Here is a 13,787-nt window from a genome sequence, read left to right on the forward strand (position 1 = left end):
CGCCCCTCGCGAGGGTCGAGAATGGTCGATCTCAGGGAGGCAGCGATGTGGCAATCTTCGCACCGGGGGCGCAAATCGATCGCATCCGCCGGGCTATCAACGATCTGCTCGCGCATGTGATTCGCTCCCCGGATTGAGGGGATCAGATCGCGAGTCCACGAACAATAGCATGGGTTAGTGAAGTACCTCGTTTCAAGCGGGTCAGCCTGTTGCGAGAAGATCCTGGCCCGGTGGCATCAGCTTCACGTAGGTCCCGCTTTCGTGCATCCAGAGCCAGCCGTGCTTGATCGCTAGCGCCGAACTCGCTGCCTTTCAGGCTGAACATAAACGGCGCGTTGATCCGCTCGATGTAGATACGGCCGTCCTTGGACGGCCGGCGCGTCCGCGGCGAGCTCGACCAGCTTGCGGGCAGCGGCTTCCGGGTCGGCGTAGGGCCGCTCCTCGGTGAATTTCTTCATGCGCCAATTCCCTGGTGTGCGGTGATGACGTGATCGGCGACGTTGCCGATCGAGAGCTCCGCACCGCAAAAACAGCGCGACATGCCGGTTTGGCTCTGCGTCGGCATCGGGCGGTGCTCGGCCCACATCCGGTATTTCCACGCGGTCCAGTCGCGGTCGCGTCGCCAGACCTCGTAATCGGTCTCGGTCAAGGTCGGCTCGATCGCCTTCCACTGCACCTCAAAGGCCTCGCGAGCCGTCTAGAAAGTCGTGGCAGTGCCGCCATAGCCGCCGCGCGGACCGATCTTCATGCCTGGGTAAAATCCGAGCGACCAGCCCCATTGATCGCTACGTGTTGGGACGCCGGAAAGCTTTCCGATCGAACCGATCTGCACGTCGCGATAATATCGTGCCAGCCTTCGCGGTCGTCTTCGTATGGGCGCCGGGTGAGGGTGGTCATGGTGTGAATGTATGCGGAGGGCTCGGCCAGGCCAATGTGACCCACCGGAACAGACGTGCTCAAAAAGTGGGTCGCTGAGGGCTCTTTTTCTTCTCAGCGAAAACAATGGGGAATTTTGATGATGGCGCTCCCTAGCGGAACGCAACTATTAGGCTTTATCAATGCCTTGGCTAGTCAGTTAGCCAACCATTCGCCCACTGTAATTGTTGAAGGAATTCCCCCACTGGCAACCCGCGGTACGGAGGGCGAATGACTGCAGGCGCAATGGCGCGCCGCTAAGCCGTCCTCATTTCTTGAGGGCTCCTTTAGTGGTTCCCCCACCCAGCCCCACTAATGGGTATGGCCCTAAGCCAGGAGGAGCGCACGATGGTTATGCGGGACGGAAGTTATATCGACGACCTGTATTACGCTGGCGGAAATTCGGTGACCGTCAAGTTGTTAGTCGGGCGTGACGACGCCGAATGGCGCACGGCGCATCTCTCCGAGATGCCGCGCGAGTGGCTCTCCGAGGTGAAGGCCGCCGTGGACGGAGCACTTGCTCGGGCCTCCTAGTTGCCGCGAGCGTTTTCAAAGGGTGAATAGTGAAGATACTTAATCTGCGCCCATGTTCGGGCGGGAGGCGCTTTGCCTCTATCGATGTCGAGATTGCGCCCGGAGTTCGGGCAATGGATGTTTCCGTCATTCGCAAGCCTGATGGCTCGCTGCGCGTTTTCGGTCGCTCGCTGACCTTCGACCGCAGTGTTGCCGATAGCCTGGCGCGCGCCGCGGTTGCGGTCGGAGGGTGCCAGCATGAACGACCCTAAGCAGCGCACCGCTAAACCCGGCGATTTGCTTTCGCAGTGGTGGACCATGGGCAGGATTGCCGCCGACAGGCGCACCACCGGCCGGCATATGAAGGCTGGCTGGGTAATCATCAATTCATATTGGCAGAAGCACGGTAACGGTCGCGCCAGCCTTAGGTACATCCAGCGGGCCACCGGCATGGACCGGAAGACCGTTATCAAGGCGTGCCGTGAGCTTGACGAGTGGGGGCACGCGGCACGCGCCACGGGTGTTGGCAGTCGGCCGTCAGAATATGTGCCCCAGTGGGTGACGACGGCTAGTGGTGTGCAAACGGCCACCACTAGCGATGACGCTCCTACTGGTGTGCAGATGACCACCCCCCTGGTGGTCGAATCCACACCACTAGATGGCGTTAGTGGTGTGCAGATGACCACCGAATCCTACCTACCTGAACCGGCTTACAAGCCGGCTTCAGGTAAAGGTACTGTATCCGCCAGCGGGCCGGACGCTGAGGCGCCGGCCGTGGCGGGAATTGGTTTCGATCGCATCTGGAAGGCTTACGGCCGCTACGGCAACAAGCAAGCCAGCCGGCGGGAATTCGAAGCCATCAGCAGCCCCGACGTCGACTATATCGCAGCTCGCGCTGATGCATGGGCCGCAAGTGTAAAGCCGGGCCATCGCAGGATGCCGTTGGAGAAATGGTTGGCGGCTGAGAAATACGACGAGGCCGACCGCAGCGTGAAGCCGAAGGCAGAGGCACCTGAGCTAGACGAGGAGGGTCAGTTGGCGAGGCGCCGCTCCAACGCCATTGATGCAGCCCAGGCCGCCGAACACGACCGCAAACTCAGCGGGGCAGCCATTGAAATCGGTGTGCCGCGCGGCGTGCTACTGACCATCTTGTCGGCCGCTGAGGAAAGGCGAGGCGACGAAACCTGGCTGGAGATGCAGACCGCCCAGGGCCGGGTTGCCATCTTGATTGAGGGCAGCAATGCTCTTCTACAGGATGCGGGGCAGGCGCACCTTAACCAGCTCACCGAGGCGTGCGGGCTTGGCACCATCAATGACGCGGCCGAGTTGCACGGTAAGTCCTTCATGGTGGTGGGCGACACGTTTGCGGCCATATCTGAGAAGGATGCGGCCTGACCGGGCAGGGGGTGGTTTCAATCCCTTCCAAAAATCAGCCCGCGCACCGGCCGCATACATCAGAGGTGATGCCGCAGATTATCGGATTATTTTTTGGCCGGTGACAAACGAAAAACCTGCGGCGTCGCGTCCGCAAGTGCCCATACCGGTATGATGACGAACCGCCCGAGGGTTTGAGACCATCCCCCCAACATTCGATCGGCGCGCAGATGCCGACGCAGAAGGCCGAAACAGGCCAGCACGTCACGTCACGAGGATGACCATGCACCCCGCAAACGACAACGCACCGCTTCGGGCCACCGACTTCCCAGACACCCCAGAAGGCCGTGCCGGGCGCCGTGCCTGGCTGGCATCTGCCCCAGCCACCCATGCCACGCACCACGAGCAGTCGCCCTGCGTGACCTGGGCCAAGCGGGAGAGGGACGACGTCACATTCTTCGGTCTCAGGCTCTGGCGCAGCTTGAACGAGCCGCCGCGGATGGCGGCGAACGACAACGAGCCACAGGACGAGGACGAGGCTGGTGAGGCGCCACCGCCCCACATGGACCGTGAGATGGTCGACGTCAGCGCCAAGCAGTTGATTTGGGCGGTCAAGAACAAGCGGGCGCGCTGGGTTGGCAACAAGCTGGTGAAGGTCTGGGACGGGCATGCCTGGGTCAGCCCTGAAGAACGCTTCGGCGAGGTGCGCCAGCGGAAAAGCGATAAATCCGATACCGAGCACTTCGACGCCGAAATGCCCGACGCACAGATGGAACTGGCGCGGGCGTTGGACAGCGAGACGCTCCGTGCCCGCCTAGGCCGCAAGGCGGCTGCTATCTTGGATATGGCCGCGGGCGACAGCACCTTGGCCGAGATCAGCGAGTATCTCGGCTTTGCGGGGCAATATGCGACGCGCATGGCCGGCAGATCGGTGAAAGACGCCGTGAGCGCACTGAACGCGGCGCTGGCAGAAGGCGAGCGAGTTGCGGCTTAGGGGACGCCGCCAACTGAGGCGGCCTTAATTCAGGTGACGGCGAAGCTTCCTGATGATCTCCCGGAGGTCATCGGCGTATTCCTCAAGGATCCGCCGCGCCTCCTCCAAGCGCGTCGGCATCGGCGGCGGCTTCCTTGTTGGGCCTTGTTCGTCGGTCGGGGTCATGGCTAGGCTACCTCATCATTTGTGCCGTTCTTCCGCTCCTGCATCGCCACTTCAACTTGATCCGCAAGGACTGTGAGATGGTTTGCTAGTCGGTCGAACAACGCACGCTTGGCTGGTTCGGTCGCCAAATCTCGGATCAGAGCGCATTCGGCCGCATCCGTCCTCAGCTTCTCAAGTCGAGCTTGGTAATCCCTCATGGTGGCCTCCCGTTGTTTTCATGAGTTTCACTCTCGGAACCCGCCGAATCAAGATGGCGGATTCACTTCGGCGGCTGCAAGCCACGGGACTTTACCCAGTCGTTCAGATAGGAAGCGGTTTCGGAAGCAGCTTCGGCTTGCTTGCCCTTCTTGAGTAACGCATCCCGGTCAGGTCCCGGGGGAAGCTTCTCGGCTTGGCCGCGAAGGTCTTGTAACCAAGCTGCGAGCCGGTCTTTGAGGGTTGTGATTTGTTTGAAACGACGCCGCTTAAACATGGCGCAGCTCCTCTGTAAGAGGAGGCGGGAGCGCAATCTGGGGCGTTCTCATCACCGGTCGATGCCAAGCCCACGCGGTGATGCTTTCACAACTGACGAACGCGCAGACGGTTTCGCCCACCAACGTTAACTTTGGTGGAACAAGGCCTGCCAGCGTGGCGAGCCGCTAGCGGAGGCCTGCTCGTTCATTGCAGGTTCATCCCTGCAACATAGAAATTGGCTCGGGGGCGCTTGAAGGAAACGCAATGAAGAAACTCGCTTATGCAGCTGTCGCAACTACCGCCATGCTCGGCTTCGTACTTCTCTCGCCGCCACCGGCAAATGCACTTCCGGCAGCACCTCTCACTGGGGTAACCACGCCTTCCGATGCAATAACGGTCCAATATCATCGGTATCATCGCCGTCCTGTATGCACGACCCGGACAGTGGTCACGCGCGGCTACCATGGTCGGCGGATTGTCAAACGAGTTCGCGTCTGCCGGTGATAGTGAACCCAGCTTAGGAAGTGTATTGCGCTCTTGATACTTTGGCCGCCTCCGGGCGGCCATTTTCGTTCCGGGCCCGGGAGCCGTCCGGCATTCGAGCCGGGGAACTATCACCTGGGCAAGGAGATGAAGGTCTTCGCCACGGCGGGAGCGGCAGGCCTGGGGCATGTACGCTCGCAGCGCGGCCAAGCCCTTTAGCACTTATCAGGGGCTGCGTCTTGTAGCCCGACGTGACGTGCAAAAACTAGCGCTGGTTCGATCCCGGCGCACCTCTTTTCCGGCTTAGTGCCGTGAAACCGCTAGCCGGCTTATTTCTACCATCCCAATCGACATTTTATAATGAGGAGATTCAAACGTGGCGAAGCTCGCCGACGTCCTCGCCGCGGTCGACTCCCTTGGATTCGACTCCGCACGAGTCAAACACGTTGCCCGCCGCTTGAGCGAGGCAGAGAAGATCCCGTCAGGAGGCCCCGCTAGGTCACCAGACTTGGGCGAGGACGATGTCCTGCGCCTTATCATGGCCATGGCAACTTCACCCAAACTTCGCTTGGCGGATCGGTCGGTCGAGATCTACGAAGCTTTGACGCCTGCGGGTGCTCGTATTGCTGACGATGCACCCGGATCTATTCCGCGCAATGCGGCCGATGCTATCGCGGTTGAAGTCGAGATGGCCCGGCGCGGCGATCCCAAGGCGCGGCGCTCGTTCCTGACCTTTGTGAGGTCATGGCCTGAAATCGTGATCGAAAGCCCTGACGCATTCGCACGTTTTCGCCAGCCGGGAGCAAATGCTGCGCTCTGGGCTCACGATGGGCACAGGACAGCGACTACAATCCCGATCTCCAGTGTGGCCGATACTCTTGATATATTATTTGGAAAGGTTGCTGCCTGATGGCGCCGTTGAAGACGAAACCCGCCGACGAATTCCGCATCCCCACTCTCGCAGAGAGTGATCCCGCCTACGGTGCGCTAATCGCAAAGCAGACTGAGCTGCAGAATAGCTACACCAAATTGCATGCCGAGCGCGCCAAACTTCGGCGTGAGATTGAGGAAGAAGAGGCCGCGGGAAAGCAGCGTCTCGCGCCAGAAGTCGCGCGCCTTCTCGGTGACTTTCCCGACTCCGTGACCGCGCTTTCGAGTCGCCACCGCGAAGTTGCTGTGCAGATGGGGCACATCGAGGTTGCTCAGGAGACTCTCAGGCGCCGCCTTGAAGAGGCACGAAACGGGGCCAGCAAAGCCGTCTGCGACAGCGTTCGCGGCGAATACCAGCGCCGCCTTAGCGCCGTGTGCGAAGCGGCGAAAGTCTTGGAAGCTGCGCGCGATCAACACGATGCGCTGCTAGACGATATCGAGCGCGAGGATGTGAATCTGGCCTACTTGCGGCCTGTGCGAGCGCACTTCCCGGGCGATCGAAGAGACGGAAAAATCAGCTATTTCCTCCGTGAAGTGAAGGAGGCGCACAATGCTTGAAAAAGCAGATGAGCGCCGCACCAAAACGAAACGGCGAATTCCCATCCGTGGCAAATACTTTAAAACTGACGACACGGACCCAGTCGCAATCGCGCGCGCTCTGAGAAAAGGGTCGAAGCTCGGTCAGCGTGAGGCGCGGTCGGCGAAGGCGGAGGCGAAGGTTGGACGGGGCTAGGACCATGGGGCTATGCCGTTCTCTGGGCCTCTGCCACGACGATTGCAAACGAATTTCTTGAAAAGTTTGCTAAGGGCTCGTTAACGCGCAGCCTCCGGGAGGATGACATCAGGATGTTGCTCGACCACGACTCTGGTCGTGTCGTCGGGCGCACGGCGTCGGGGAGCCTGCGTCTGCGAGAAGACGCCTTGGGACTTCGCTATGAAGTCGACGCCAATCTGGACACGCCGGATGGACAGACGCTGGCCGGAACGGTCGGGCGGCGAGACGTGTCGGGTATCTCGCCATCTTTTATCGTGAGGGCGGAGAGTTGGAATGACGGTAGGCAATCGGTTGCCCCTCCGTACCATTACCGACGCGCGTCTGATCGAGCTTAGCGCCGTAGCCTGGCCCGCTTATCCGCAGACAACCGCTGTGATGCGGTCCAGCGCCAGCACCAACAGCGCAGTTGCCCAGCGTCGGATAGCGGCAAGGCGTGAAGCCATGCGTATCAGGGGAATGCTGTAGGGGGTGGAGGGGTGTCCGATGGCTCTAAAGTAATGGTTTTTAGAACACCGGCGCCGAACAAGAACGCACGCATCTGCAAATCAAAATATGGGGTATCGGAAGTTGCATTTCAAAATGATGCAGCCGGCTGCCGATTTCTAGTGGACGTTATTGATGCCAATCTTTACAGCCGTCGCGGCTGCGACACTTGCGACCGGCGGAATCATCAGCACGCTCTGCGGCGAAGCCGAGATCGTGGAAGTCGAGGAATTGTCTGAGGACGGCGAGGGCGAAGATCAGTGACGGCGATTTCCGCTTTCAAGTCCCAGGACTCGGTTCACATCTTTTCCGATGGCGCGTGGCACGATCCGGCATCCGGCAAACTTTGCGGCATAGGGACCAAGGTTTCCATTTTGCCTGAGTACACCGCGGTGTTTGCGGTTACCGGCCTGTCGACCATACCGATCCTGCTGTTGGCACAGCTTTTAGAAAATCAGTTCGCTGGTCTTCCTTCGCTCGCGGCCGCGATGCCGGATCTCCTCCGAACATGCGTCAACAGGGGGAGGGCAGTCGGGCTCACCCTGACCGACCGATGCGACGTCGTGCTGGCCGGCTGGTCCGAGAGTGCAGGCCCGTCGATCCATGTCACCCAGTGCTTTTTCGACCACGAAATTTTCAAAGGGGCGGCCGTCGAGCGGTACATCCGGCCCAGCGTGGACGGTTCGCCGAATATGCATTTCCCTGAGGACGGTCTGATGTTGTTGGAGAAACAGCACGCCACGAAAATTCAGCGAGCCGCTGAAGGCACATTCGGCGGAGTCACGGTTGGCGGACTTGTGGGCGGCTTCGCGCAACATACGCAGATCGATGCTGAAGGCATACAGATCAAGGTGTTGAAGCGGTGGCCGGATAGGATCGACAATCGACAAGGTCTAGCGGCGCGTCCTATTCCCGAACCGGATCAATCCATGTGACGTGACAAGAAGCCGTCAAGCTGGTGATTTGCTCCCTAACGTCGCGAGGCGCCATCACAGGCGTGCGTTGTTGACTCCCGGCAATCTTTTGTCGAAATTCGGGCATTAGTTTTGTTTTTGAAAATGGAGAACTGAAAGTGGCGATGGGTACGGTGAAGTGGTTCAATTCAACGAAGGGTTACGGATTTATTCAGCCTGACAACGGCAGCAAGGATGTCTTCGTCCACATTTCGGCCGTTGAGAAAGCCGGCTTCACCTCTCTTGCCGAGGGCGCCAAGGTCAGCTTCGACGTGGTCAACAATAAGGGCAAAGACTCGGCTGAAAATCTGCGGATTGGTTGATTAGCAAACATCCGGTCTAGCGGGCTCGGCGCGTCGACGCGGGTCAGGCACACGCAAAGGCCGCAGCGGGAGGTTTAAACCGCTGCGGCCTGCGCAAACGGTCCGGGTAAAAATGGATCAAGTGAAATAATGCAGCCAGCCCCGGTAGGACATCTTACCGCCAACTTTGTCTCAAATGCAAATGAAGTTCGGTGGAACCGAAGCTTGCTTAGCGTGCATTGGTTCCGTGGCTGAGGGAGGGCACCGCCGGGGCTGGCTAAGCTGGCGGGCCTCGACCACAAGCACAGGCCGCATACGCGACCTATCCTACCCGCAACAGCAGGATGCACATCCAACTGAGGCAACCAGGCTGCCAGATCTTGCACGCTTTTTTTGTAGGCAAGCCGTCGCGCTAGCCTTCGCGGCAGCGAATGTCCAAGGTGTCGCAGGTCAACGCGAACGCCTTTTTGGCATCTACGCTGACAAAACAAAAGCGAGTGCCGAGATCCACCCGTTCGCTCCACCAGTCAGCATTGTTTTCTTTGGCAATGCGAAAAGCTTCGCTCCGCAGCAGATCCAGCTTTTTACCTGCAGAAACAACGATCAGACAATTTTCTTTGGCCATTACTTTCCTTTCCAATGCAATCGCACGGTCGCTACCGAGTAGCTTCTGTTCACTACGCTCCGCGGAGCATGAGCTGTGTGCTGTGCTCAACAAAAGGCCGGGCGAGCTACCGCTGATGGCCCAGCCCGAAACCCAACACGAGGGCTTTCTGACGTAGTGAGCCTACGGTTCGCTTAGTCATCTTGGCAATTTTTGCGACCGGCGTCCGCGCCTTCGAGTGCGCCTTCAATTCTTTGATGTCGGCAGCAGTCCACTCACGGCGAACAGTCTTCTTTGTCTTCTTTGCCACTCGGCTCTCCATCGAAATTTACAAGCGCGGTCTAGCACATGGCGCGATGTGCGCAACCCCGCGCGATTTTATGTAAGCGCGCATTCACCTACAGGATTCCAAATGTCAAACGACCTCGTCGTCCAGCTCGGCGCGAAGCTGGACCAATTCCAAAGCGATATGAATCAGGCTAGCGATATGGCGGATAGCGCGATAGACCGCATTGAACGATCATTCGCAAGTTTGAATCCAACTGCGGGCGGCTTCGCTTCACTTGGGACGGCAGCCGCAGGCGTAACCGGCCTTGTTGGTGGGCTTCTTGCTGCGCTCTCCAAGGTCAACAGCGAGCTTGCTGACTTACAAAAGAACGCAGAGTTTACCGGCCTAACAGCAGAACGTTTTCAGAAGATCCAATTTGCGGCTGGGCAGGGCGGAGTTTCTTCCGAAGATTCGGTCAACGATCTGCGCAAGGTCGCTTCGTTGCTGTCCGACGCCAAGGAGACCAAGCTCACCACGTCCGGTTCATGTCCGCTTTCGGGTTTGCGCACGACACCAAAGACGTTGATTGGATCAGCAAGCTCGGCGCCGACAATGCCGACTGGATTGTCGTCACCGGCGACGGCCGCATCCGCAAGAATCTCGCCGAGCGGGCCGCGTGGATCAGGGCGGGGCTGAAAGGCTTCGTGCTCGCGCCCGCCTATCAGAAAACCCCGCTACATCAATGCGCTTCGATTCCTGCTATGGCGCTGGCCCGAAATGAAAACCTTCATTGCCTCGGCCGCTCCCGGCTCGATGTTCGAGTTGCCGATCAACCGGCGGCCCCGCGGCTTTGTGACTCTGGCCGTGAAATGGAAGTGAAGAGGAAACAGATAACCATGTTGCGCAGCTCGGGTGCCGCCCAAATCATTTATCGGCTGCTTGCCGTCGCTGGCATGGTCTGCCTTAGTTGCGAAGCCTGTTTTTCGCAGATGATCGGCGATCCGAAATGCCGCGATCAACGACATACCTCGGAGCGCGTTGGCGCGATCCGCACGAACGTCGTGGGCTTGCGGGATTTAGTCGAGATGGTTCCTCCCGACGAAGCGGCGTACATCCATTGGGAAGCGCAAAAGGCCTTGGACCAGAGCAATTCCGCCCGTTACAACGCGGTGGCCAATCGCCGGTACTTTCGTGCGCTGCAGTTTCACGATGATGCACAAGTCGTGCTGGACAACCTCGATGCGGCCAAGAATGCCTCGGGCAAGGATTTGGCGCGTCACCTTGTCGTGGTGCTGTCGAGGCTCGGAGAGGTGAACGAACGGATGATCGCATTTATAGACGCTGATAGTCGTCGCGCTTCACCCAGCTTGGACAAGGCGACGCGCGATGAAATCTATTACCGGCTTCCCGCTGCGAAGGCCGTTGTCGTGAGCCTACTGCAATGCGTGATTAGTGTCCTCTGAGCCTACCTTGAGCGCAGCGCCATCATCGAGATCATCGGCATTGCTCTGATAGTGTTGGGAGCTGTGGTGGTGCTTGCCTTCGGCGCACGGCCGCCAAAGCGGGAAAGCCCGCTCTCAAATAGCAAAACCGCCCCCACTGCGGAAGCGCCGGCCGTCAAAAACGTGACGACGGTTGCGGATCTGTCCGGTCCAGAGCGGCGGTCGACCACTGCCGGGAAGCTTCGGATCGTAGAGGAGAGTTGGGTGCCTAGGGCCAGTGTTGTCTCGGTGACCGTCTCCCTCCGGCGAGGGCCGCCTTGTTGGATTAGTCCAGTTGGTGCGTAACAGTCCTTATGGACAGCCATAAGCGCAGTACTCAGTTTGAACGGCTTGAGGTGGTGATCGCCGATTTAGCAGCCTGGATGCGCGAGCAACGCGCCAAGCTTTCACGTCGCAACGACATCGCCAAAGCAATGGACTACATGCTCAAGCGCTGGACCGCGTTCACACGCTTCCTCGACGACGGCCGCATCTGCCTGTCCACCAATGCGGCGGAGCGTGGCGTGCGCGGCGCAAGTCGTGGTTGTTCTGCGGCTCGGATCGCGGCGGCGAGCGGGCGGCGGTGATGTACAGCCTGATCGTCACCGCCAAGATGAACGATGTCGATCCGCAAGCCTGGCTCGCCGACGTTCTGGCGCGCATCGCAGAGCATCCCGTCCAAAGGCTCGACGAACTGCTGCCATGGAATTGGCGCTCTGCCATCCGGAACGTTGATCAAGCCGCCTGAGCAGAAAGTGACCCGCGCGCGGTCTTCGCCGGATGCTTACAGCGCAAGAGGCCGCTCCCACCTTCTCTTGCAAGGCCAGGCGAGTACACGATCAATAGCGTGCCGAGCCCATGAAGACGCCGTGAGGCACCGCCCGGATCGAAAAGGCGGCCCAGGGGACCCACCGGCGCCTTTGGTGCCGGAATGTGCCGATCACCGCCGCCCACGCACGGTGACCTCTATGACCCCTCCAGCAGCTTTTCGTTCGGGACATTCGCTGTGCTTGTGGCTCGCGCGTGCCGAACGGGTCAAGGTAGGTCCGGCGTGGTTCGATTTTGCAAAGCAATTCGGGACGAAGCCGAACGAGCTTGCTCTGTGGACCGTATCGGTTAGGCAGAACGGGGCTCCTCCAACCCAAAGCAGCTAAGGGCGTGATTGAGTGAATCTTTGTACCGGGATGCCGAACTGCAAAATCAAAAGCTACGGTGCCAAGCTACGGGACGTGAGGCCAGGCCCGCTGTTGCGTGTATGGTGTCGAAGGTTTTTCCCGACCGGCGCTCGGTCTCTTTCCAATCGATGCCACGCGGCAGGAGGAGTTCCCATTCTTGAGACCTTCCGACGTGGCCCCACAGCGCACGCAGAGGTACGCATAACTTGAGGACCAGAACCATCGGGCGACCATTGACGCAATCAATGCCCGCCCGCCTAAAGGCGCTGTTGAGGGCAACGATGGGATCGAGTGTCGCAGAGACGTAGCTCGGGTAGGGATGCTGCGTCACGAGCAGGTCGTTGCATCGCCCATGAAACAATATCTGACCATGGTCCAGCGATATCCTAGAGGCGGCGATCTCGGCGTCGAGCCCATCGATAAGCTTCCGATCTTTTTCCGAGGCCGTCCCATCTGCAATCTGCCGGGCCGCCGCATGGTACCTATCGTATTGGCGGCGACGGTAGGCCGGGAAGTGTCTCAGATCCTTGAGCGGCGTGTAGAGGGCTTTAATCGCTGCGACATCTGGGTCCTGTACAAGCCGCTCCGCGATGCTCTGCTGAAATCGGGCGCGGTCGTCGTTGCCTGGGTCGTCCAAATGCTTCAGCAGGGCGTCAACGTCGGGGAAGTCGTAGGATTCCCCGTCCGGCACGAGTGACGGATCGTGTGCGCGAAGCGCACGATCGCGCGGTGTGTCGTGTAGGTACTCAAAATGCCAGCAGGAAACATCAACGGGCATTCTGATCTCACAGGAATTCGAGGAAAGACATCTTCTACCAACATAGACCGCAGCGATACTTCTATAGCACAGCAGGCCACGTCCTAAGATGGCGGCCAAGCACGCGAACTGTCTCCTAGAGCGGGACGCGGCGCGGCCGGCGAGGTGGAGAATAAAGGGGAGGGCGAGGCCGAAGCCTCGCCCTTGGGGTCTTAGTTACCGGACGGGGCCGGCACTGAGATCACCCTTGATCTCCGGAAACATGTCGCCCTCGGAGAAGCAGCAGACGGGCGGAGGGCTGAGCTTCCGTTAGGACCAATGTCCGTGGCTGACTTCTATGTACATTTTCTCGAACTCGTTCGGGGAATTGGGGGCACGCCGGAGCTTCACGACCGACCCAGCGAGGTGTCAGCGCCCATCCCATTTCGCGATGATCGGCAAACCAGGCCCTATGATGCTGCAGCCGTGACAAGGTTCTTCGAGGCGCTGGTGCTCGCCAACAATGTGTTCACCCGATTTCGAACCGGCTTCATCGGAAAGGCTAGTTCGGTTCATCTCTTTTGGGGCAGCTTTGATCTAGCGGTCACGCGCTTCTCCGGACGCCGCGCGCCGCTACATCCGGGTGGCATTCCGGCTTTGCCGGACGAGGTGACCCGAGAGGCATACAGTCATGAAGTCTCTTCGGCAGGTTTTTGGCCGGGCGGCGGCAGCACGGATTTTGCGGCGTTTTTCCTATGCCTATCCCGCTCCTGCAGATTTTGCGGAGGCTAAGGTGATGCCCGATGGGGCGTACTTCGACCCGAAGCTCGGGGAATTTCTTCTGCCTTACGATGTCGTCAGACAATCGGCTGACCCAGAAGTAGCGCTGACCGCCTTCCTGGAGAGCACGTATCTCGCTGCAGCCGACCTTGGTCATTGGGATCGTATGGCCCTCGATTGTCCCACCGGCTTACCCGGCCGACCGCGACCGTTGAGCTAGGCGGCCCAACGGTGCGCCGGACGATGTGCTTGAACAACTTGATCGCTATGTCGGCTTTCCGCGCCATCGGCAGGTGTCCGCAAGCTCGTCACGGTCAGTTTAAGGGGATATAGCGGACTAGATTTGCTCGCGTTGAGTTCTTCGCATTTTGGCCCATCTGCGAAGTGGCGGCATGTCTCATCT

At 59.5% G+C, this 13,787-nt stretch carries 17 protein-coding genes and 2 pseudogenes; 11 read left to right on the plus strand and 8 right to left on the minus strand.

Annotation, left to right across the window (positions count from 1 at the left end; translation table 11 throughout):
* Positions 1-290: 290 nt before the first annotated feature.
* Both IVA75_RS09290 and IVA75_RS09295 read right to left on the minus strand, forming a co-directional pair.
* On the minus strand, positions 291-458 hold the full coding sequence (locus IVA75_RS09290; RefSeq protein WP_346658419.1) for a hypothetical protein: 168 nt from the start codon (positions 456-458) through the stop codon (positions 291-293).
* On the minus strand, positions 455-676 hold the full coding sequence (locus IVA75_RS09295) for a hypothetical protein (protein WP_247285889.1): 222 nt from the start codon (positions 674-676) through the stop codon (positions 455-457). Before IVA75_RS09295 ends, IVA75_RS09290 begins: the two co-directional genes overlap by 4 nt.
* Before the next feature lie 587 nt (positions 677-1,263).
* On the opposite strand from IVA75_RS09295, the gene IVA75_RS09300 reads away from it, so the two are divergent.
* A complete protein-coding gene (locus tag IVA75_RS09300; protein WP_247285890.1) occupies positions 1,264-1,449 on the plus strand; it encodes a hypothetical protein in 186 nt (61 codons plus the stop codon).
* Here the strand turns inward: IVA75_RS09300 and IVA75_RS09305 are convergent.
* The gene (locus IVA75_RS09305) at positions 1,446-1,688 is read right to left on the minus strand and encodes a hypothetical protein (RefSeq protein ID WP_247285891.1); all 243 of its coding nucleotides are present in this window, start codon (positions 1,686-1,688) and stop codon (positions 1,446-1,448) included. The two genes, IVA75_RS09300 and IVA75_RS09305, sit on opposite strands and share 4 nt — an antisense overlap.
* On the opposite strand from IVA75_RS09305, the gene IVA75_RS09310 reads away from it, so the two are divergent.
* Together IVA75_RS09310 and IVA75_RS09315 are read left to right on the plus strand one after the other, a co-directional pair.
* Positions 1,687-2,823 (plus strand): helix-turn-helix domain-containing protein, encoded by a 1,137-nt coding sequence (locus IVA75_RS09310; protein ID WP_247285892.1) that lies wholly within the window; start codon positions 1,687-1,689, stop codon positions 2,821-2,823. The two genes, IVA75_RS09305 and IVA75_RS09310, sit on opposite strands and share 2 nt — an antisense overlap.
* A gap of 397 nt (positions 2,824-3,220) precedes the next feature.
* Entirely contained in the window at positions 3,221-3,796 is a 576-nt protein-coding gene (locus tag IVA75_RS09315; RefSeq protein WP_247285893.1) for a hypothetical protein, read from the plus strand.
* 167 nt (positions 3,797-3,963) lie between these two features.
* Here the strand turns inward: IVA75_RS09315 and IVA75_RS09320 are convergent, their stop codons facing one another.
* Positions 3,964-4,158 carry a hypothetical protein gene (locus IVA75_RS09320; RefSeq protein ID WP_247285894.1) on the minus strand — a complete coding sequence of 65 codons (195 nt, stop codon included), beginning with the start codon at positions 4,156-4,158 and terminating at the stop codon, positions 3,964-3,966.
* Positions 4,159-4,220: 62 nt separating this feature from the next.
* Complete coding sequence (locus IVA75_RS09325; RefSeq protein ID WP_247285895.1) at positions 4,221-4,433, minus strand: hypothetical protein; 213 nt, start codon at positions 4,431-4,433, stop codon at positions 4,221-4,223.
* 840 nt (positions 4,434-5,273) lie between these two features.
* Here IVA75_RS09325 and IVA75_RS09330 point away from each other — a divergent pair.
* From IVA75_RS09330 to IVA75_RS09350, 5 genes are all read left to right on the plus strand, one after another.
* Positions 5,274-5,807, plus strand: a complete 534-nt coding sequence (locus IVA75_RS09330; RefSeq protein WP_247285896.1) for a hypothetical protein — start codon at positions 5,274-5,276, stop codon at positions 5,805-5,807.
* Positions 5,807-6,385 carry a hypothetical protein gene (locus tag IVA75_RS09335; protein ID WP_247285897.1) on the plus strand — a complete coding sequence of 193 codons (579 nt, stop codon included), beginning with the start codon at positions 5,807-5,809 and terminating at the stop codon, positions 6,383-6,385. The genes IVA75_RS09330 and IVA75_RS09335 overlap by 1 nt, the downstream gene beginning before the upstream one ends.
* A gap of 835 nt (positions 6,386-7,220) precedes the next feature.
* On the plus strand, positions 7,221-7,349 hold the full coding sequence (locus IVA75_RS40130; protein ID WP_256465137.1) for a hypothetical protein: 129 nt from the start codon (positions 7,221-7,223) through the stop codon (positions 7,347-7,349).
* Positions 7,346-8,020 carry a hypothetical protein gene (locus IVA75_RS09345; RefSeq protein WP_247285899.1) on the plus strand — a complete coding sequence of 225 codons (675 nt, stop codon included), beginning with the start codon at positions 7,346-7,348 and terminating at the stop codon, positions 8,018-8,020. Before IVA75_RS40130 ends, IVA75_RS09345 begins: the two co-directional genes overlap by 4 nt.
* Before the next feature lie 137 nt (positions 8,021-8,157).
* Positions 8,158-8,361: a cold-shock protein gene (locus IVA75_RS09350; RefSeq protein WP_247285900.1), complete on the plus strand. Its 204-nt coding sequence runs from the start codon at positions 8,158-8,160 to the stop codon at positions 8,359-8,361.
* 391 nt (positions 8,362-8,752) lie between these two features.
* Here IVA75_RS09350 and IVA75_RS09355 read toward each other — a convergent pair whose 3' ends face one another.
* Both IVA75_RS09355 and IVA75_RS09360 read right to left on the minus strand, forming a co-directional pair.
* Positions 8,753-8,965, minus strand: a complete 213-nt coding sequence (locus IVA75_RS09355) for a hypothetical protein (RefSeq protein WP_247285901.1) — start codon at positions 8,963-8,965, stop codon at positions 8,753-8,755.
* Between the two features lie 106 nt (positions 8,966-9,071).
* The gene (locus tag IVA75_RS09360) at positions 9,072-9,266 is read right to left on the minus strand and encodes a hypothetical protein (RefSeq protein WP_249799211.1); all 195 of its coding nucleotides are present in this window, start codon (positions 9,264-9,266) and stop codon (positions 9,072-9,074) included.
* Between the two features lie 491 nt (positions 9,267-9,757).
* Here IVA75_RS09360 and IVA75_RS09365 point away from each other — a divergent pair, with 491 nt between their 5' ends.
* Positions 9,758-10,675, plus strand: coding sequence for a hypothetical protein (locus tag IVA75_RS09365; RefSeq protein ID WP_247285903.1), 918 nt, complete (start codon positions 9,758-9,760; stop codon positions 10,673-10,675).
* A 377-nt stretch (positions 10,676-11,052) separates the two neighbouring features.
* Positions 11,053-11,441: pseudogene (locus IVA75_RS09370) on the plus strand (transposase domain-containing protein); the annotation flags it as partial.
* Positions 11,442-11,893: 452 nt separating this feature from the next.
* Here IVA75_RS09370 and IVA75_RS09375 read toward each other — a convergent pair.
* A complete protein-coding gene (locus IVA75_RS09375; protein ID WP_247285904.1) occupies positions 11,894-12,646 on the minus strand; it encodes a hypothetical protein in 753 nt (250 codons plus the stop codon).
* Between the two features lie 219 nt (positions 12,647-12,865).
* On the opposite strand from IVA75_RS09375, the pseudogene IVA75_RS09380 reads away from it, so the two are divergent.
* Positions 12,866-13,604: pseudogene (locus tag IVA75_RS09380) on the plus strand (DUF5996 family protein).
* Positions 13,605-13,787 lie beyond the last annotated feature (183 nt).

Source organism: Bradyrhizobium sp. 134, assembly GCF_023074155.1.
GTDB lineage: Bacteria > Pseudomonadota > Alphaproteobacteria > Rhizobiales > Xanthobacteraceae > Bradyrhizobium.

What these genes read in the sequence shown, in the direction of transcription:
- IVA75_RS09290 (WP_346658419.1), bottom strand. Translation starts at nt 458, where the DNA reads ATGAAGAAATTCACCGAGGAGCGGCCCTACGCCGACCCGGAAGCCGCT.
- IVA75_RS09300 (WP_247285890.1), top strand. Translation starts at nt 1,264, where the DNA reads ATGGTTATGCGGGACGGAAGTTATATCGACGACCTGTATTACGCTGGC.
- IVA75_RS09310 (WP_247285892.1), top strand. Translation starts at nt 1,687, where the DNA reads ATGAACGACCCTAAGCAGCGCACCGCTAAACCCGGCGATTTGCTTTCG.
- IVA75_RS09305 (WP_247285891.1), bottom strand. Translation starts at nt 1,688, where the DNA reads ATGCTGGCACCCTCCGACCGCAACCGCGGCGCGCGCCAGGCTATCGGC.
- IVA75_RS09320 (WP_247285894.1), bottom strand. Translation starts at nt 4,158, where the DNA reads ATGAGGGATTACCAAGCTCGACTTGAGAAGCTGAGGACGGATGCGGCC.
- IVA75_RS09325 (WP_247285895.1), bottom strand. Translation starts at nt 4,433, where the DNA reads ATGTTTAAGCGGCGTCGTTTCAAACAAATCACAACCCTCAAAGACCGG.
- IVA75_RS09335 (WP_247285897.1), top strand. Translation starts at nt 5,807, where the DNA reads ATGGCGCCGTTGAAGACGAAACCCGCCGACGAATTCCGCATCCCCACT.
- IVA75_RS40130 (WP_256465137.1), top strand. Translation starts at nt 7,221, where the DNA reads ATGCCAATCTTTACAGCCGTCGCGGCTGCGACACTTGCGACCGGCGGA.
- IVA75_RS09355 (WP_247285901.1), bottom strand. Translation starts at nt 8,965, where the DNA reads ATGGCCAAAGAAAATTGTCTGATCGTTGTTTCTGCAGGTAAAAAGCTG.
- IVA75_RS09360 (WP_249799211.1), bottom strand. Translation starts at nt 9,266, where the DNA reads ATGGAGAGCCGAGTGGCAAAGAAGACAAAGAAGACTGTTCGCCGTGAG.
- IVA75_RS09365 (WP_247285903.1), top strand. Translation starts at nt 9,758, where the DNA reads ATGTCCGCTTTCGGGTTTGCGCACGACACCAAAGACGTTGATTGGATC.
- IVA75_RS09375 (WP_247285904.1), bottom strand. Translation starts at nt 12,646, where the DNA reads ATGCCCGTTGATGTTTCCTGCTGGCATTTTGAGTACCTACACGACACA.